The organism is Azospirillum sp. UENF 111221, assembly GCF_058780625.1.
In genome coordinates, this window is record NZ_JBSNCH010000002.1 from 530,430 (window position 1) to 547,883 (window position 17,454).

Annotated in this window: 15 protein-coding genes; 10 read left to right on the forward strand and 5 right to left on the reverse strand. The window is 67.1% G+C overall.

The features are described from left to right. The first annotated feature begins 64 nt into the window (after positions 1-64). On the forward strand, positions 65-1,264 hold the full coding sequence (locus ACWPN3_RS07055; protein ID WP_492261195.1) for a DNA polymerase IV: 1,200 nt from the start codon (positions 65-67) through the stop codon (positions 1,262-1,264). Between the two features lie 57 nt (positions 1,265-1,321). After that, complete coding sequence (locus ACWPN3_RS07060) at positions 1,322-1,801, forward strand: HD domain-containing protein (RefSeq protein WP_492243843.1); 480 nt, start codon at positions 1,322-1,324, stop codon at positions 1,799-1,801. Between the two features lie 147 nt (positions 1,802-1,948). Here the strand turns inward: ACWPN3_RS07060 and rnk are convergent, their stop codons facing one another. Beyond that, on the reverse strand, positions 1,949-2,371 hold the full coding sequence (gene rnk / locus ACWPN3_RS07065) for a nucleoside diphosphate kinase regulator (RefSeq protein WP_109451280.1): 423 nt from the start codon (positions 2,369-2,371) through the stop codon (positions 1,949-1,951). Positions 2,372-2,772: 401 nt separating this feature from the next. After that, positions 2,773-3,252 carry an Lrp/AsnC family transcriptional regulator gene (locus ACWPN3_RS07070; protein WP_109451282.1) on the reverse strand — a complete coding sequence of 160 codons (480 nt, stop codon included), beginning with the start codon at positions 3,250-3,252 and terminating at the stop codon, positions 2,773-2,775. A gap of 217 nt (positions 3,253-3,469) precedes the next feature. On the opposite strand from ACWPN3_RS07070, the gene ald reads away from it, so the two are divergent. The 7 genes from ald to ACWPN3_RS07105 all read left to right on the forward strand — a co-directional run bounded on the left by ald (position 3,470) and on the right by ACWPN3_RS07105 (position 11,727). Next, the gene (gene ald / locus ACWPN3_RS07075; protein ID WP_109451286.1) at positions 3,470-4,594 is read left to right on the forward strand and encodes an alanine dehydrogenase; all 1,125 of its coding nucleotides are present in this window, start codon (positions 3,470-3,472) and stop codon (positions 4,592-4,594) included. Between the two features lie 743 nt (positions 4,595-5,337). Then, the gene (locus ACWPN3_RS07080; protein WP_109491242.1) at positions 5,338-6,243 is read left to right on the forward strand and encodes an ABC transporter permease subunit; all 906 of its coding nucleotides are present in this window, start codon (positions 5,338-5,340) and stop codon (positions 6,241-6,243) included. A 5-nt stretch (positions 6,244-6,248) separates the two neighbouring features. After that, positions 6,249-7,733 carry a high-affinity branched-chain amino acid ABC transporter permease LivM gene (livM, locus tag ACWPN3_RS07085; protein WP_492261196.1) on the forward strand — a complete coding sequence of 495 codons (1,485 nt, stop codon included), beginning with the start codon at positions 6,249-6,251 and terminating at the stop codon, positions 7,731-7,733. Further along, entirely contained in the window at positions 7,730-8,626 is an 897-nt protein-coding gene (locus ACWPN3_RS07090; protein ID WP_492239656.1) for an ABC transporter ATP-binding protein, read from the forward strand. The genes livM and ACWPN3_RS07090 overlap by 4 nt, the downstream gene beginning before the upstream one ends. A gap of 3 nt (positions 8,627-8,629) precedes the next feature. Beyond that, positions 8,630-9,340: an ABC transporter ATP-binding protein gene (locus tag ACWPN3_RS07095; protein ID WP_014189439.1), complete on the forward strand. Its 711-nt coding sequence runs from the start codon at positions 8,630-8,632 to the stop codon at positions 9,338-9,340. 1 nt (position 9,341) lies between these two features. Next, positions 9,342-9,695, forward strand: a complete 354-nt coding sequence (locus ACWPN3_RS07100) for a DUF6867 family protein (RefSeq protein WP_492243841.1) — start codon at positions 9,342-9,344, stop codon at positions 9,693-9,695. Positions 9,696-10,224: 529 nt separating this feature from the next. Further along, entirely contained in the window at positions 10,225-11,727 is a 1,503-nt protein-coding gene (locus tag ACWPN3_RS07105) for a methyl-accepting chemotaxis protein (protein ID WP_492261197.1), read from the forward strand. A gap of 18 nt (positions 11,728-11,745) precedes the next feature. On the opposite strand, the gene ACWPN3_RS07110 is transcribed toward ACWPN3_RS07105, so the two are convergent. The 3 genes from ACWPN3_RS07110 to ACWPN3_RS07120 form a co-directional block, all read right to left on the reverse strand. After that, positions 11,746-12,414: a hypothetical protein gene (locus ACWPN3_RS07110; RefSeq protein ID WP_492243839.1), complete on the reverse strand. Its 669-nt coding sequence runs from the start codon at positions 12,412-12,414 to the stop codon at positions 11,746-11,748. Positions 12,415-12,438: 24 nt separating this feature from the next. Then, positions 12,439-13,881: a selenium-binding protein SBP56-related protein gene (locus tag ACWPN3_RS07115; protein WP_492243838.1), complete on the reverse strand. Its 1,443-nt coding sequence runs from the start codon at positions 13,879-13,881 to the stop codon at positions 12,439-12,441. Between the two features lie 431 nt (positions 13,882-14,312). Beyond that, entirely contained in the window at positions 14,313-15,491 is a 1,179-nt protein-coding gene (locus ACWPN3_RS07120; RefSeq protein WP_376966550.1) for an acyl-CoA dehydrogenase, read from the reverse strand. A gap of 241 nt (positions 15,492-15,732) precedes the next feature. Here ACWPN3_RS07120 and ACWPN3_RS07125 point away from each other — a divergent pair, with 241 nt between their 5' ends. Next, positions 15,733-17,451 carry a DedA family protein gene (locus ACWPN3_RS07125; protein ID WP_492243837.1) on the forward strand — a complete coding sequence of 573 codons (1,719 nt, stop codon included), beginning with the start codon at positions 15,733-15,735 and terminating at the stop codon, positions 17,449-17,451. Positions 17,452-17,454 lie beyond the last annotated feature (3 nt).

Here is a 17,454-nt window from a genome sequence, read left to right on the forward strand (position 1 = left end):
TCCGTTCTTCCTTTGTACGCATAAGCTGGCGCTTGCTCCGCCGCTTTGCTAAGCTGCCGTCATCATGATCACCGCCCTGCACAGCGTCTGCCGCGACTGCGCCGCCGCCCTCCCCGGCGCAGGATCGGGCGCAGGATCGGGTGACTTGACGCGCTGCCCGAAATGCGGCAGCCGGCGGCTGTTCCGCCATGCCGAGCTGCACAGCCTGCATATCGGCCACATCGACTGCGACAGCTTCTATGCCACGGTGGAGAAGCGCGACCGGCCGGAGCTGGCCAGCCGCCCGGTGATCGTCGGCGGCGACGACCATCGCGGGGTGGTCGCCGCCTGCTGCTATGTCGCCCGGATATCGGGCGTGCGCTCGGCCATGACGATCCGCGAGGCGCTGGACCGCTGCCCCGACGCCACCATCATCCGCCCCAACATCGCCAAATATAAGGAAGTCGGCCATCGGGCCCGCGAGATCATGGAGGCCTTCACCCCGCTGGTCGAGCCGATCAGCATCGACGAGGCCTATCTCGACCTGACCGGCGTGGAAGACCGCCTCAGCATCAGCCCGGCCCAGGCGCTGGTTGAGATCGTCCGCCGCTTCGAGCGGGAACTGCGCATCACCGCCTCCATCGGCCTCAGTTACAACAAGCTGCTGGCGAAGATCGCCTCGGATCTCGACAAGCCGCGCGGCTTCTCCGCACTCGGCCGGGCGGAGGCGGCGGCCTTCCTGGCGCCCAAGCGGGTGACCATCCTGTGGGGCGTCGGCCCGGCCTTGGAGCGCAAGCTGTTCGCCGACGGCATCACCCGCGTCGGCGATCTTCAGGACAGGGATGAGCATTGGCTGGTCAAGCGCTACGGCGCCATGGGCCGGGTGCTCTACAGCTACGCCCGCGGCGAGGATTCCCGCCGGGTGCACCCCAAGTCGCCGAGCAAGAGCATCTCGTCGGAGGAAACCTTCGACTGGGACGTCACCACCCTGCCCGCCCTGGCGCAGGAGCTGCGCCCGCTGGCCGACAAGGTCGCCCGCCGGCTGGAGCGCGAGGGGCTGCTCGGCCGCAGCGTGGTGCTGAAGCTGAAGACCAAGGATTTCCAGCAGTTGACCCGGTCCCGCCGGGTCGAGCCGACCCGCTCGGCGGACGCGATCCTGGCGGCCGGCCTCGCCCTGCTGGAGCGCGAGGTCGACGGCCGCGCCTTCCGCCTGATCGGCATCGGCTGCACCGACCTGACCCACCCGGAAACCGCGCCGGACCCGGAACTCGACCTGTTCGGGTGAACCGCGGGGTCAGAACGTCGATAGCGCGGCGCAAAGACGTGGAAAGGAGAAAGCACAGTGCAGAATGAGGCTTGGTTCCGGGACACGCTGGAATTCGCCAGGACCCTCCACAAGGGTCAGGTCGACAAGGCCGGCGCCCCCTATTGGAGGCATCTGGAACGGGTCGCCCACCGCCTGATGGAGCGGTTCCCCGACGCCACCAAGGCCCAGTTCCAGGCCGCCCTGCTCCATGACGCCATCGAGGATGCCGGCGCCACCGCCGACGATCTCCGGGCGGCTGGCGTCGAGGAGGAGGCCATCGCCGCCATCCAACTGGTCAGCCGGAACCTGAACCCCGAAGGAAGCTATCTCGACTGGATCGGGCGGATCGCCGCGAGCGGCAACCTCACGGCGATCCGCGTCAAGCTGGCCGACAATCTGGACAACAGCGATCCCGCCCGCGTCGCCGCCATCGCCGCCGGGCCGCGGATGGTTGCCGAGAAATACGCACCGGCCAGGGCGATCCTGGAACGGGCGATCCTCGAACAGGCGCTGTAACCGGCTCCGACCCGGAATTGGACCTGTTCGGGTGAGAGGCAGCATGAAAGATCGGCGGCCTTGGCACAGGGCTGTATTACCCATGGCCGCCCAGCCGACGAAGCGGTTGTGAAGCGTCTTGCGTGCAGTCGCTCTTCCGACCGCGGATCACGCGGCGACGGCGCCTCCGTCCGCACCGGGAGGCTCGACGGCCAAAACGGTAAGGGTCTTCGCCTCGCCCTCACGCGTGTACCATGTGATCGACTGTCCTTCCGCGACGCCGATGAGGGCCGCGCCAATGGGGGTCAGCACCGACACCCGACCGGCCGCGAGGTCGGCGTCACCCGGATAGACCAGGGTGACAGTGCGCTCCTGTCCGGTTACCTCGTCCCGGAACGCCACGCGCGCGCCCATCGTGACCACCGTCGCCACGAGTTCGCCGGCATCGATCACCGCAGCGCGCTCCAGTTCGACCGTGAGGTACGCGTACACATCGGGCAACCTCTCGGAAACGGCCTCCACCAGAGCCGAGAGGCGGTCATGGTCGGTGGCGGTCAGCACGATGGGCGGAAACTGGTCTGCGGGACGCATCGAGGTCTTCCTTCGCTTTTCTCGGCATGCTCAACCGACTGCCGGGCGACGCCCCCCGGTGGACGCCTCATCGGTCATGCAGCGGTTGCATGTGATAAACCCGCGACCGCAGGGATGCGGTTCGAGCGGCTCTTTTGGATTCGGAGACGATGTTGGCCCCGGACGGTCCGGGAGCCTTGCCTCAGGCGACCAGATCCGGGGCGGGCGAGCCTGCGTGAACGCGGCCTGCACGCAGGAGGTTACGGATATGGCGGGGCGGCAGTGTCATGGTTCCCCGAACTTGGACAGGTTCGCGCCGGAATTCAAGGATTACACGATCACGACGGTGGCATGGGCCCCCACTCCCTGAGGCAGGCCGGTCCTGGGCGAACGTACCCCCCAGGGAGACGTTCCCTCGACGGTCAGTCCGCCCGGTCCTCCAGCGCCGGCAGGTTGCCGGGGCGCACGATGCTGCGGATGGCGAAGCTCGACTGGATGCGCACCACGCCGGGGAGGCGCGACAGCGAGTCCTTATAGATGCGGTCGTAATCGCTGGGATTCTGCGCCACCACCCGCAGCAGGTAATCGGAACTGCCGGACAGCAGATAGCACTCCCGCACCTCCGGACAGCGGCGGACGGCGGCGTCGAAACGGCGCAGATACTCGTCGGTCTGCCGTTCCAGCGTGATCTGGACGATGACGGTCACCGACCGCTCCTCGTCCGCCGTCTCGATGATGGCGGTATAGCCGCGGATGACGCCGGAATGCTCCAGCATGTGCAGGCGGCGCAGGCAGGCCGAGGGAGACAGCCCGACCTCCGCCGCCAGCTTGGCGTTGCTCATCCGGCCGTCCTTGCGGAGAAGGCGCAGGATCTTGTGGTCCAGGGCGTCCAGGGCGTGCATGCAACTTTATTCGAAGACGTGGCGGATCGTGCGGAAGCTCCACCACACTATGGGGGATTCATGCAAGGCTTTGCAGAGATTCACCCGCTTCGCCGGCCGTATAGTGACATCGCTGAGACAATCTGCCCCACCGATGGTTTCCTGGGATACCAATGGTTCTGCCGGATTCGATCGGCCGGATTGATTGAAACGGGCGTTCGGATCGGGGAGATCTCGCATGGTCACGCGCATCGGCGTTCCCAAGGAAATCAAGAACCACGAATACCGCGTCGGGCTGACGCCGGCATCGATCCGCGAACTGGCGGCGGACGGCCATTCCCTGCTGGTGCAGAGCGGCGCCGGCGCCGAGATCGGCTTTTCCGACGAGGCCTACCGCGCGGCGGGGGCCGAGATCGCCGAAACCGCCGAGGAGGTCTTTGCGAAGGCCGAGCTTATCGTGAAGGTCAAGGAGCCGCAGCCGGCGGAATGTCGCAGGCTGCGCCCGGATCAGGTGCTCTTCACCTACCTGCACCTCGCCCCCGATCCCGAACAGGCCCGGCTGCTGATGGAGAGCGGCTGCACCGCCATCGCCTATGAAACCGTCACCGACCGCGCCGGCCGCCTGCCTCTGCTGGCGCCGATGTCGGAGATCGCCGGCCGCATGGCGATCCAGGTCGGCGCCGTCGCCTTGCAGAAGAGCAACGGCGGCTCCGGCATCCTGCTGGGCGGCGTGCCCGGCGTGCTGCCCGGCAAGGTGCTGGTCATCGGTGGCGGCGTGGTCGGCGCCAACGCCGCCCGCATGGCGATGGGGCTGGGCGCCGACGTGACCATCGCCGACCGCTCCATGCCGCGGCTGGCCCAGCTCGACGATCTGTTCGGGCCGCGGCTGAAGACCGTCTATGCCTCCGCCGACACCCTCGACCGGCTGGTCGCCGATGCCGATCTGGTGGTCGGCGCCGTGCTGGTGCCGGGGGCGGCGGCGCCGAAACTGGTGCGCCGCGACCAGCTGGCCGGCATGCGCCGCGGGTCGGTCCTGGTGGATGTCGCCATCGACCAGGGCGGCTGTTTCGAGACCAGCCACGCCACCACCCACTCCGACCCGACTTATGTGGTGGACGGCGTCGTGCATTATTGCGTCGCCAACATGCCGGGTGCCGTCGCCCGCACCAGCACCGAGGCGCTGAACCATGCCACCCTGCCCTTCGTCCAGGCGCTGGCCGGCAAGGGCTGGAAACGGGCGCTGGCCGAGGATCCGCACCTGCTGGCCGGGCTGAATGTCCAGGGCGGCCGGCTGACCTATCCGGCGGTGGCGGAGGCGCTCGGACAGCCCTTCACCGACCCGCGCGAAACGGTCGGCGGATGATGTGAACAGCTGTTGACAATAAACTGAACGATATTTCTCGGAAACCGTAGGACTGGAAATTTTGAACGGAAAAATCGCGACGCGTCGGAACGATTGTTGTTTTTTTCAACCCTTGGAAAGAGAGTGTTGCGCCTACGGATCAAGTTGCATTACCTGTCTGTCACAAGAAAAAGGGTAACATATGCAACCGGCGCTTAAGTGCCGGGGCCAAAGACCAAGAACAGTTTTGAACAGGGTAAGGCGCGGCGCCTTTCGCCGACTGGTGCTGTCCGGACGGTCACTCCGTCCGAACTGGCCCGCGATTCACAAGCAGGATGTCCGGCAGCGATGCCGGTGGGGACGCCACGGCTGCAAGCCCGTGCCGCGCAAGTGGGAGCTGTTGACCATGGTCGAACGACGGAATGCCGCTCGGGTGCATGACCGCACCCCCGCGACCTCGTCGCATATCCGGAAGATGCCCGCCTGGATGCCCGTCCTGGTGAAGGCCGGCCTTGTCCCGGCTCCGCGCATGCCGGCCCGCAGCGGTCCCCTGTAACGAATTCGCCCGAAGCCCCGCCGGATCCCGCATCCGGCGGGGCTTCGGCAAGAACCGGGTGCGGCGGCGGGGTTCCAAGCGTCCCCTGCCTCGGTCCTGGATGTTCTCCCCCGTTCATCCGGATCGGAACTCCGCTGCCGCACACGGCTCACTCTTTTTCGCGTGCCTGCCTATTCGTTGATCTGGGAGAGTGGGAGAAGCCTGCCTGATGGAATATTTTCTTCAGCAATTGATCAACGGCTTGTCGCTCGGTGCGATCTACGGCCTGATCGCAATCGGTTACACGATGGTGTACGGCATCATCGGCATGATCAACTTCGCCCATGGCGAGATTTACATGATCGGCTCCTTCGTGGCGCTGATCACCTTCCTGGCCATCGGCGCGCTCGGCATCACCTGGGTGCCGCTGGCGCTGCTGATCATGCTGCTCGCCTCCATGCTGTTCACCAGCGTCTATGGCTGGACGGTCGAGCGCATCGCCTACCGGCCGCTGCGCTCCTCGCCGCGCTTGGCGCCGCTGATCTCCGCCATCGGCATGTCGATCTTCCTGCAGAACTACATCCAGATCCTCCAGGGCGCCCGCTCCAAGCCGCTGCAGCCCATCCTGCCCGGCAACCTCACCCTGATGGACGGCGCCGTCTCTGTCAGCTACGTCCGGCTCGCCACCATCATCATCACGCTGGTCCTCATGGTCGGCTTCACCATGCTGATCAACCGCACCTCGCTCGGCCGTGCCCAGCGCGCCTGCGAGCAGGACAAGAAGATGGCCGGGCTGCTCGGCGTCAACGTCGACCGCGTCATCTCGCTGACCTTCGTCATGGGGGCCGCACTCGCCGCCGTCGCCGGCATGATGGTGCTGCTGATCTATGGCGTCATCGACTTCTACATCGGCTTCCTGGCCGGCGTGAAAAGCTTCACCGCCGCCGTGCTCGGCGGGGTCGGCTCGCTGCCCGGCGCCATGCTCGGCGGCGTGGTCATCGGCCTGATCGAAGCCTTCTGGTCCGGCTATGTCGGCTCCGAATGGAAGGACGTCGCAACCTTCTCCATCCTCGTCCTCGTCCTGATCTTCCGGCCCACCGGCCTGCTCGGCCGGCCCGAGATCGAGAAGGTGTAAGCGCCATGACCACGCACTCCAACACCCTCTCCGCCGGACGCGGCGCCGCGCGCGGCGTCGACTGGGCCGCCACCGTCAAGGACGCCGGCCTCGCCGCCTTCGTGGCCCTGCTGCTGACCGTGCCGCTGGTGGGCTTGCGCACCGTCGACCGCCCCACCGGGCTCGGCATCGAAGCCCGGCCGGAAGAAGTCATCGCCTCGCTGGTCCTCGTCTTCCTCGGCCGGCTCGGGCTCGGGCTGATCCGCCAGGGCATGGCGCTGCCGGTGCTGATCCTGGCGCTGGTCTGCGCCGGCATCGGGCTGGTGCTGCCGATGCCGACCCAGGTGCTGCGCCTGGTGCTGGTGCTGGGCGGCGGCGTCATCGCCATCCGCGCCGCCATGACCGTCGCCACCGGCCGCTCCAAGCTCAGCCAAGCCGACCGCGACAAGCGCATGGATCAATTCGCCGCCAAGGTGCAGCATGCCAGCAAATACATCGGCCCGGTCGCCGTCGTCTTCGCCGCCATCCTGCCGATGACGCCGCTGGCCGACCGCATGCTGCTGGACATCGGCATCCTGCTGCTGACCTACATCATGCTGGGCTGGGGCCTGAACATCGTGGTCGGTCTGGCCGGCCTGCTCGACCTCGGCTATGTCGCCTTCTACGCCGTCGGCGCCTACAGCTACGCGCTGCTCGCCCATTATTTCGGACTCAGCTTCTGGCTCTGCCTGCCGCTGGCGGGGCTGCTCGCCGCCTGTTCCGGCGTGCTGCTCGGCTTCCCCGTCCTGCGGCTGCGCGGCGACTATTTCGCCATCGTGACCTTGGGCTTCGGCGAGATCATCCGCATCATCCTGGTCAACTGGTACCAGTTCACCGGCGGCCCGAACGGCATCTCCGGCATCCCGCGGCCGAGCTTCTTCGGCATCGCCGACTTCTCCCGCACCCCGGCCGAGGGCATGGCCGCCTTCCACGAGCTGTTCGGGCTGGAGTTCTCGCCGCTCCACCGCATCGTCTTCCTCTACTACCTCATCCTGGCTTTGGCCCTGGTGGTGAACCTGTTCACGCTCAGGGTGCGCAAGCTGCCGCTGGGCCGGGCCTGGGAAGCGCTGCGCGAGGACGACATCGCCTGTGCGTCCTTGGGCATCAACCGCACCAACATGAAGCTGGCGGCCTTCGCCATCGCGGCGATGTTCGGCGGCTTCGCCGGCTCCTTCTTCGCCACGCGCCAGGGCTTCATCAGCCCGGAGAGCTTCACCTTCATCGAGTCGGCGATCATCCTGGCCATCGTGGTGCTGGGCGGCATGGGCAGCCAGATCGGCGTGGTGGTCGCCACCCTGCTGGTGATCGGCCTGCCGGAAGCGTTCCGCGAGCTGGCCGACTACCGCATGCTGGCGTTTGGTGCCGGCATGGTGGTGATCATGCTGTGGCGTCCGCGCGGCCTGCTGGCCCATCGTGACCCGACCATCCTCCTGCATGGCGGCAAAAAGCCCGCCGCGGGAGCCGCGAAATGAGCGCCGTCATGACTGAAAAGCCGCTTCTGTCGGTCGAACACCTGACCATGCGCTTCGGCGGTCTGGTGGCGAACAACGACGTGTCGTTCGAGGCGCGGGCGGGCGAGATCACCGCGCTGATCGGCCCCAATGGTGCGGGCAAGACGACGCTGTTCAACTGCGTCACCGGCTTCTACACGCCGACCGTGGGGCGGCTGACGCTGCGCCATCCCGCCGGCAAGGAGTTCCTGCTGGAGCGGATGCCGGGCTACCGCATCGCCCAGCTGGCGGGCGTGGCGCGCACCTTCCAGAACATCCGGCTGTTCAGCGGCATGAGCGTTCTGGAGAACCTGATCGTCGCCCAGCACAACAAGCTGATGCGGGCGTCCGGCTTCGCCATCGCCGGCCTGTTGGGCCTGCCCGGCTTCCGCAAGGCCGAGCATGAGGCGGTGGAGCTGGCGAAATACTGGCTGGACCGGGTGCGGCTGACCGAGTTCGCCGACTGGGAAGCCGGCAATTTGCCCTACGGCGCCCAGCGCCGGCTGGAGATCGCGCGCGCCATGTGCACCGAGCCGGTGCTGCTGTGCCTGGACGAGCCGGCGGCCGGCCTGAACCCGCGCGAGTCGGGGGAGCTGGCCGAGATCCTGACCTTCATCCGCGACGTGCAGACCCCGCAGGGTCACCGCACGGGCGTGCTGCTGATCGAGCATGACATGAGCGTGGTGATGCGCATTTCCGACCATGTGGTGGTGCTGGACTATGGCCGGAAGATTTCCGACGGCACTCCGGAGCATGTGAAGAACGACCCGGCGGTGATCCGCGCCTATCTGGGCGAGGACGAGGACGAGGCGCTGCCGCCGGAGGTCGCCGCCGACCTGCACATCGCGCCCACCGCCGGCCAGAAGGGAGCCTGAACCATGCTGAAGGTATCGGGCGTCCACACCTTCTACGGCGCCATCGAGGCGCTGAAGGGCATCGACATCGAGATCGGCGCCGGCGAGATCGTCTCGCTGATCGGCGCCAACGGGGCCGGCAAGTCGACGCTGCTGATGACGATCTGCGGCAGCCCGCGGGCGCGCCAGGGCCGGGTGTTCTTCGAGGGCGAGGACATCACCGACCTGCCCACCCACGAGATCGTGCGGCGCGGCATCGCGCAAAGCCCGGAAGGCCGGCGCATCTTCCCGCGGATGACGGTGCTGGAAAACCTGCAGATGGGCTCCATCGTGGCGCAGCCCGGCAGCTTCGAGCGCGAGCTTGAGCGGGTGCTGACGCTGTTCCCGCGGCTGAAGGAGCGCATCAACCAGCGCGCCGGGACGATGTCGGGCGGCGAGCAGCAGATGCTGGCGATCGGGCGGGCGCTGATGAGCCAGCCGCGGCTTCTGCTGCTGGACGAGCCCAGCTTGGGGCTGGCGCCGCTGATCGTGAAGCAGATTTTCCAGGTGATCCAAGAGATCAACCGGGAACAGAAGATGACGGTGTTCATGGTCGAGCAGAACGCCTTCCACGCGCTGAAGCTGGCGCACCGGGCCTATGTGATGGTGACGGGGAAGATCACGATGACGGGGACCGGGGCGCAGCTCCTGGCCGACCCGGAGGTTCGCGCGGCCTATCTGGAAGGGGGACACTGAGATGGAAACGATCCTTGGCTCCTCCGTTCCGGTCTTCGTGTTCCTGACGGTGCTGGTGTTCGGCGGCTGCGGCGTGCTGACCGGGCAGACGCTGGCAGAGGGGTGGAAGCCGGTCTCCAGCGTGCTGGCCTACTCGCTGCTGCTGGGGGTGGGCGACCGCTTCCTGGCCTGGGGCCTGTTCGGCGAGCAGCTCTTGTCGCTGTGGGGCTTCATCGTCCACACAGCAGTGATCGGGCTGATCACGCTCACCGCACACCGCATCGCCATCGCGCGCCGCATGGTCAACCAGTATCCTTGGTTGTACGAGACTGCCGGTCCCTTCGGCTGGCGGGAGCGCACCCCGGCCCGCGGCTGAAGCGGTTCCGGAAAAACACATCTGAAAAGAACTGAAGCCGGATTTTTGAAATTCCCGGCACGAAAAGGCGCCGCTTTGTCCAAGCGACGGCGGCGCCTTCACTTTGTCCAAGCTGGACCGAGACTTTGGGATTGCTGTGACAACTGGCAATCTTCCGAAAGTCAGAGAGGAAGATCATGGTGCAGACCATGATGTGCTGTTACAATATCATTTAAATTTTGCAATTCGTTGACGCTTCTGTGGCGGACGCCGGCCTTGCCGGCGGTGCTTCGCCGTGCCCTGTGCCATATCCTCATGGTTGGCGGCCGGGCAGGAAGCGGAGGCGGCACGGGAAGGGGCAAGAGCATGGCAGTGGACAAGGCGGCCGCATCCCGGCCGCGACGGTTCTGGAGCGTGGGGCGGAAGGTGACGGCGGCCTTCGTCGCCGCCATCGTCGGCGGCTTCATCGTCATCATGGGGCTTCAGGCCAAGATGCAGTATGACGACGCGGTGCGGCTCGCCACGCACGACGCCCGCGTCAGAGACGGACATGCTGGCAAACGCCACCAAGACCAGCTTCGTCGCCGGCGACGGCGCCTCCATCGAGACGGAGTTCATGCCGCTGGCCGGCAGCAACGAGGTGCAGCTCGCCTCGCTGCGGGCGGTGACATCCGCCGGCACGCTCGCCGACTTCTCCAACGAGCGATTTGCAAAATACGAGCTGAAGCCCGACCAGGACCTGGTCGAGGCGGTGCTGGCCGGCAAGGGGGCGCAGACCCGCTCCGCCAACGGCCACATCGTGGTGACGGTGCCGGTGGTGACCGGCAAGAGCAACCGGCTGGTCGGCGCCCTCCAGATCGCCTGGAGCCTGGACCAGCAGATCGACGCCATCGCCACCCAGATGCGCAACCAGATCGCCATCTGCCTGATCGCGCTGGTGGTGCAGATCGCCCTGCTGAACCTCCTGCTCGGCCGCATCGTCATCCGCCCGCTGCGTGCGATGTCGGCGGCGATGGCGAAGCTCGCCGACGGCGACACCGCGGTCGAGGTGCCCGGCAACGGCCGCTCCGACGAGATCGGCGCCATGGCCGGCTCGGTCACCGTCTTCCGCGACAACGCCCGCGCCATTGAACGCATGCACGCCGCCCAGGCCGAAGCCGACGCCAAGGCCGAGCAGGCCAAGCGCGCCGCCTTGCTCGACCTCGCCGACCGCTTCCAGGGCACGGTGAAGCGGCTGGTCGAGGGCATCGCCGAGTCGGCCGCCGGCATGGCCGACAGCGCCGACCGCATGGCGACGGTGGTGGGCGAGGCGTCGAGCCAGACCCGCAATGTCGCCCGCGAATCCGACGACATCCAGTCCAACGTCCGCTCCGCCGCGGCGGCGGCGACCGAACTCGCCAGCTCCATCGGCGGCATTTCCGATCAGGTCGGCCATTCCGCCCGCATCGCCGGCGAGGCGGTGTCCCACACCGACCGCACCAACGCCACCGTCCAGGGCCTGATCGCCAACGCCGAGCGCATCGGCCAGGTGGTCGGGCTGATCCATGCCATCGCCAAGCAGACCAACCTGCTGGCGCTGAACGCCACCATCGAGGCGGCGCGGGCGGGCGAGGCCGGCAAGGGCTTCGCCGTGGTGGCGACCGAGGTGAAGGGGCTGGCCGACCAGACCGCCAAGGCCACCGACGAGATCGCCGCCCAGGTCAACGCCATGCAGTCGGTGACCCGCGAGGCCGCCGACGCCATCGGCGCCATCGGCTCGACCATCACCGAGATCGACGGCATTTCCGGCACCATCACCCAGTCGGTGCAGGAACAGAACGCCGCCACCCAGGAGATCGCGCGGGCGGTGGAGATGGCAGCCCTCGGCACCCAGGACGTCTCGGCCACCATCGCAGCCCTGGCCCGGACGGCGGAGAGCGCCGGCAGCACCGCGCTCGGCGTGCAGGACGCCGCCCGCGGCCTGTCCGGCCAGACCCGCGCCCTGGCGGCCGAGGTGGAGCGCTTCCTGACCGAAGTGCGCCAGCAGGCGAACGGGGAGATTAGGGCGGCATAAGTTCCCCGACGGCGGACCTCACCCGAGCAGCAGGAACCCCGCTCCGGTGCCGATCAGGGCGCCCGCCCACAGCAGGTCGAAATTGACCCAGCCGCGGCGCAGAATGCCGAGGCCGACGGTTTCGAAAACCGCCAGCCCGATGACGGCGATCACCGCCAGCATCGCCGCCATATGCACCAGAACCACCGCCAGCCCGGCCGCAGCCGATCCCAGTGCGGCGACCGGGCCGGTCATCCCCGCCCCCGGTCCGCACAGGGACAGCGCCATCAGCTGCGCCGGCGCCAGCATGCCCAGCAGCAGGGGCAGGATCATCAGCCCGGCCCCGTGGGCGGACGCCATCAGAAAGGACCAGAGCGTCAGCCCGGCAAAGCCGGTGCGCATGCCGACCCGCAGCCGGTGACGGTATCCGCGCACGAGCCGGTAGAGGCCGAAACCGATCAGGAGGGCGGGCGTGACCAGCCTCAGCGGGGCCGTCGTGACGACCAGCTGCAGGATGGCGAATCCCGCCACCACCACCAGCACCGACAGGGCATGGCCGAGCGCGATGGGAGGCAGCGCCCTGATGACGGCGCCCCGCCGCCCCTCCTGAAGGCCGAGAGCCACGGCGAAGAGCCATCCCATCGCCGGGTTCACTCCATGGAAGGCGCCGAGCCCGGCCAGCGCCAGCCATTGCCACGGGTCATCCATGGAGAGGTGCCCCCCGGATGGCGGTCATGGGTAGCAGTAGGAATCCGAAGAGGCGTCGCCGCCTTCCAGCCGGATCTGGTGACCGCGGAATTCGTCGTCGAAGCGCAGGAAGAACCGCTCGTCGATGGTCAGGCCGCCATCCGGGTCGGCATCGAGCTTGACCATCCAGCTCTTGATGCCGTCCGGGTAGAACTGGTCGTCCCAGCTCCGGTACAGCGAGTTGGTGAAGTAGACCCGCTTGCCGTCGCGGCTGACCTCGACCATCTGCGGGCCGCCGTTGAGGGCGCCGCCGAGGGCACCGTTGAGGGCGCCACCATCGGCATCGCCGCCGGGATGGCGGCTGCGCCCGACGATCCCGCCCAACCGCACCGAGCCGGTCAGCCGGGGCTGGAACGGATCTGACACGTCGTACCGCCGCATTTCCCCCGTGCCCCAGCAGGACACGTAGAGCCAGCGGTCGTCCAGCGAGAGATCGATGTCGGTGACGAGCGGCGGCACCGCCTTGAAGCCCTTGAGCAGCGGCGGCAGCAGATCCGGGTCGGCCGGTTCGGCCGGGATGTCGATCACCTTCCGCATGGCCCACCGGCCAGACCTGCTGCCGTCATCCTCGCGATGCCACAGCCAGATCGACGAGGACAGGTCCGACAGGTTGACCACGGCATTCATGAACCCATGGGCCTTGGTCGGGTCGTGGGCCGGCCGCAGTTCCAGCGCCAGCTGGTATTCCGGCCCCAGATCGATGGTCTGCCGGTGCCGGCGCTTGCGCAGATCCCAGAAATGGACCTGATGGCCGTATTTCGCGCCGAGCAGCAGTTCGGGGTTCAGCCCGTCCTCGATCATGTCGGGCGTGCCCCATTCGCTGGTGATCAGCGTGTCCTGGCCGAGATGCCACCAGACATCGTAGGCCAGGAACTGCGGACCGCGGTCGATCTCCCACTGGCCGAGCACCTCGAAGGTTTCGTGGTCCATCAGGAAGACGCCCCCCGGCCCGCCGCCGTCGCCCTTTCCGTTGCCGAGCGCGCTGACATAGATGCCTTCCGGTCCGCAATGCATCGTGTGCGGGCGGGAATAATTGGCGCGCGCCGCGAGTTCCTCCGGCTCGATGATCTTGACGATTTTGGGGTCGGCGGGATCGGGCTTGGTGTCCAGGATGTGGATGCGCGATGACCGCAGCCCGGGCACGATCAGGTATCGCCGCTCTACATGCGGATGCGGAGCGTAGGGGCACAGGGCGGAACTGCAGGCGTTCCAGCCGAAATGGTGCAACTCGTCGCCGACATTCGGCATGTCGACCCGCCGAAGGAGCCGGCCATAGCTGGCCGAGGAGGGATCGACATCGACCACCCCCAGCGCATCCGGCCCCCCTTCGACATTCAGCATCGCCACATAGGCCAGCCGTTCCGGAGCGGCCTGCATCGCCATGCGTGGCGAGGGGTAGAAACTGGGATCAGGAGTCCAGGTCGCCATGGAAATTCCTCCCAAACCGGCATGCGCCGAGTTCGAAAGGATATCTCAGCCTCGACAGGCACCGGCGGAGGAAAACGGGGATCATTGTCTATCTAATGAGGAGACAATCCTCCCAATTCCGAAGTAGCTTTAACAGCGGAGCAGCCAAGCCCTACCCAGATCCCCGACCAGTCCCCCCGCTCAGTCCCATGGAGCCCCGGCGTACAATGGAAAAATTCCCGCCTCGGGATGAAGGAAGCCGGTATCGGCCGAGAACAGGGGTTTGCTCCAGGAATCCGCAACCACACCGATTCCCGCAACGTCCCCGCACATCTGCCGCACCGCGGTGGCTTCCCTCCCTTCCCCGGCACCGGGCGGACTTGCGATCCGCCCGATGCCGCCGGCAACGCATGCGTTGGCACGAGAGGCGGGAAAGGGGATGGACTTTCCGCTCAGAAGAACGCCTGCAGGCCCGTCTGCGCCCGGCCCAGGATCAGGGCATGGACGTCGTGGGTGCCTTCGTAGGTGTTCACCGTCTCCAGGTTCACCATGTGGCGGATGACCTGGAATTCCTCGGAGATGCCGTTGCCGCCATGCATGTCGCGGGCGACGCGGGCGATGTCGAGCGCCTTGCCGCAGTTGTTGCGCTTGATCAGCGAGATCGCTTCCGGCGACCAGCTGCCGTCGTCCATCATGCGGCCGACGCGCAGGCAGGCCTGGAGGCCCAGCGTGATCTCCGTCATCATGTCGGCCAGCTTCTTCTGGACCAGTTGGGTCTGGGCCAGCGGACGGCCGAACTGCTTGCGGTCCAGCGTGTATTGGCGGGCGGCGTGCCAGCAGAACTCGGCGGCCCCCAGCACGCCCCAGGCAATGCCGTAGCGCGCCTTGTTCAGGCAGCCGAACGGACCGCCCAGGCCCGACACGTTGGGCAGCAGGTTCTCGTCGGGGACGAAGGCCTCGTCCAGCACGATCTCGCCGGTGACCGACGAGCGCAGCGACAGCTTGCCCTCGATCTTCGGGGTGGAGAAGCCCTTGGTCCCGCGCTCGACCACGAAGCCCTTGATCTTGTTGTCATGGGCGTCCGACTTCGCCCAGACGACGGCGAGGTCGGCGATGGGGGAGTTGGTGATCCACATCTTGGAGCCCGACAGCAGATAGCCGCCGTCGACCTTGGTGGCGCGGGTCTTCATGCCGCCGGGATCGGAGCCGTGATCCGGCTCGGTCAGGCCGAAGCAGCCGATCAGCTCGCCGGTGGCCAGACGCGGCAGCCACTTCTTCTTCTGCTCCTCACTGCCGTAGGAATAGATCGGGTGCATGACCAGCGAGGACTGCACCGACATGGCGGAGCGGTAGCCGCTGTCCACCCGCTCGACCTCGCGGGCGACCAGGCCGTAGGCGACATGGCTGACGCCCGGCCCGCCATACTCCTCCGGGATGGTGGGCCCCAGCAGGCCCAGCTCGCCCATCTCGGTCATGATCTCGCGGTCGAACCGCTCCTCGCGGAAGGCGGAGATGACACGGGGCTGCAACCGGTCCTGGCAGTAGGCGCGGGCGCTGTCGCGCACCAGCTTCTCATCCTCGGTCAGCTGGGCTTCAAGGAGGAAGGCGTCGTCCCACTGGATGCTCTGCACGGTGCGTCTCCTGGTCATGTCACATGGCGGTTCGGCCATCGATTGAAACGCACTCTGCCGCGCCGACGCCATAGCTGCAAACACATATTTTCTATCATAGCCATACCGTTTCTATATGGCTCAAAAGAAACAGTCGCTATGCCGCACGGTTCCATAAAAGTTTTAACGTGAAGCTTACCATTTCCTATGCAATTTTGCCGACGGCACCGTAACCGCCCCCTACCCAACGGACAGACCGCACGTGTTTGCTGCATTGCAACCAATAACCGCTTTCGCCGGTTTTCCCCTGTTGCTGGGCCTTGCTTTGCTTACGCTTCTGCACGAAGACGTTGCAATTGCGGTTGGAGCGAGCCTCGTCAGCGTCGGCACCGTCAGCATCGGCGTGACCGCCATCACCCTGCTGTGTGGGATTGTTATCGGCGATTTGTTCATTTATGTCCTTGGACTATTGTCCCTGCGGATCAGTTGGATTAGGCGGCGGACCGAAGGTCCTATGCTTGAACGCTGCCGCGGAGCCTTGCAGCGGAACCTGTTGCCGACCTTGGTGACTTGCCGGCTGGTTCCCGGCGTCTTGTTCCCGACCTACTTCGCCTGCGGGGTGATGCGGGTGCCGTTCCTGCGCTTCATCGCCATCACGCTGGCGACCGCCGGGGTGCATGTCGGGCTGCTGCTGACCCTGATGACCTCGTCGCTCGAAGCGGCGGCGATCCAGGTGCAGGTGATCGGCATCGGCTGCGCCGCCCTGCTGATGGTCCTGCGCACCAAGCGGGCGCAGGCCGTCGTCCGCGCGCTGTTCGCCCGCATCCGGGCGGTGCTGGAGCCGCTGCTGCCCAAGGCCCTGCGCGACGCGCTGCACGGCAGCCCGACCCCGCGCGCCATCGCCCTGCCCGGCCTGCCGGTGGTGCCGGCCGGTGCCCCCACCATCGGCTGGGCGGAGCGCATTCCGCCGCTGCTGTTCTACATCCCGCTGGTGGCGCAGTGGCTGGCGCTCGGCGTCCGCTACCGCAGCCTGTCGCTGCCGACCGCCGCCAACCCGTCGATCGAGGCGGGCGGGCTGCTCGGCGAGTCGAAGATCGCCTGCATGGACCTGATCGGGCCGGAGGCGCGCCGGTGGGCGGCGAAATCCGTCGCCCTGGTCAACCGCCCGTCGCTGACCCCGGCGCAGCTCGAGTCGCTGGCGTCCGGTGCCGGCCTGTCCTTCCCGCTGGTCGCCAAGCCGGACATCGGCTGGCGCGGCATCGGCGTGCGGCTGGTGCGCGACGCCGCCGATCTCTGCACCTATCTGCGCGGCTTCCCGGCCGACGTTAAGCTGATCCTGCAGGAGCATGTGGCTTACGCCGGCGAGGCCGGCATCTTCTACGTCCGCAAGCCGGGGGAGCGGCACGGGCGCATCTTCTCCATGACCTTCCGCTATTACCCGCATGTGGTCGGCGACGGCCGCTCCACCCTGCGCAAGCTGATCGCCGCCGATCCGCGCGCCTCCTGGAAGGCCGACCTGCACCACGAGGCGCTGGCCGACCGGCTGGACGAGGTGCCGGAGGCCGGGCGCACGGTGCGGCTGTCGCTGGTCGGCAGCAGCCGGGTCGGCGGCCTCTACAAGGATGCCTGCGGCCATGTCACCGCGACGCTGACCGCGCGCTTCGACGAGATCGCCGACCAGATGCCGGGCTTCCATTTCGGCCGCTTCGACGTGCGCTTCGCCTCGGTGGAGCGGCTGGCGGTGGGCGAGGATTTCCGCATCATCGAGGTGAACGGCGCCGGGGCCGAGGCCATCCACATGTGGGACCCGGAGTTCAAACTCGGCGACGCCTATGCCACCCTGTTCCACCAGCAGGCGTTGATGTTCGAGGTGGCGGACGCCTGCCGGGCGGCCGGGGCGCAGCCGCTGACTGCGCTGGAATTGGTACGCTATCAGCGCCGCCAGCAGACCTTGCTTCCGCTCTATCCCGCCTCCAACTGAACG

What these genes read in the sequence shown, in the direction of transcription:
- ACWPN3_RS07055 (WP_492261195.1), top strand. Translation starts at nt 65, where the DNA reads ATGATCACCGCCCTGCACAGCGTCTGCCGCGACTGCGCCGCCGCCCTC.
- rnk (WP_109451280.1), bottom strand. Translation starts at nt 2,371, where the DNA reads ATGCGTCCCGCAGACCAGTTTCCGCCCATCGTGCTGACCGCCACCGAC.
- ACWPN3_RS07070 (WP_109451282.1), bottom strand. Translation starts at nt 3,252, where the DNA reads ATGCACGCCCTGGACGCCCTGGACCACAAGATCCTGCGCCTTCTCCGC.
- ald (WP_109451286.1), top strand. Translation starts at nt 3,470, where the DNA reads ATGGTCACGCGCATCGGCGTTCCCAAGGAAATCAAGAACCACGAATAC.
- ACWPN3_RS07080 (WP_109491242.1), top strand. Translation starts at nt 5,338, where the DNA reads ATGGAATATTTTCTTCAGCAATTGATCAACGGCTTGTCGCTCGGTGCG.
- livM (WP_492261196.1), top strand. Translation starts at nt 6,249, where the DNA reads ATGACCACGCACTCCAACACCCTCTCCGCCGGACGCGGCGCCGCGCGC.
- ACWPN3_RS07090 (WP_492239656.1), top strand. Translation starts at nt 7,730, where the DNA reads ATGAGCGCCGTCATGACTGAAAAGCCGCTTCTGTCGGTCGAACACCTG.
- ACWPN3_RS07095 (WP_014189439.1), top strand. Translation starts at nt 8,630, where the DNA reads ATGCTGAAGGTATCGGGCGTCCACACCTTCTACGGCGCCATCGAGGCG.
- ACWPN3_RS07100 (WP_492243841.1), top strand. Translation starts at nt 9,342, where the DNA reads ATGGAAACGATCCTTGGCTCCTCCGTTCCGGTCTTCGTGTTCCTGACG.
- ACWPN3_RS07105 (WP_492261197.1), top strand. Translation starts at nt 10,225, where the DNA reads ATGCTGGCAAACGCCACCAAGACCAGCTTCGTCGCCGGCGACGGCGCC.
- ACWPN3_RS07110 (WP_492243839.1), bottom strand. Translation starts at nt 12,414, where the DNA reads ATGGATGACCCGTGGCAATGGCTGGCGCTGGCCGGGCTCGGCGCCTTC.
- ACWPN3_RS07115 (WP_492243838.1), bottom strand. Translation starts at nt 13,881, where the DNA reads ATGGCGACCTGGACTCCTGATCCCAGTTTCTACCCCTCGCCACGCATG.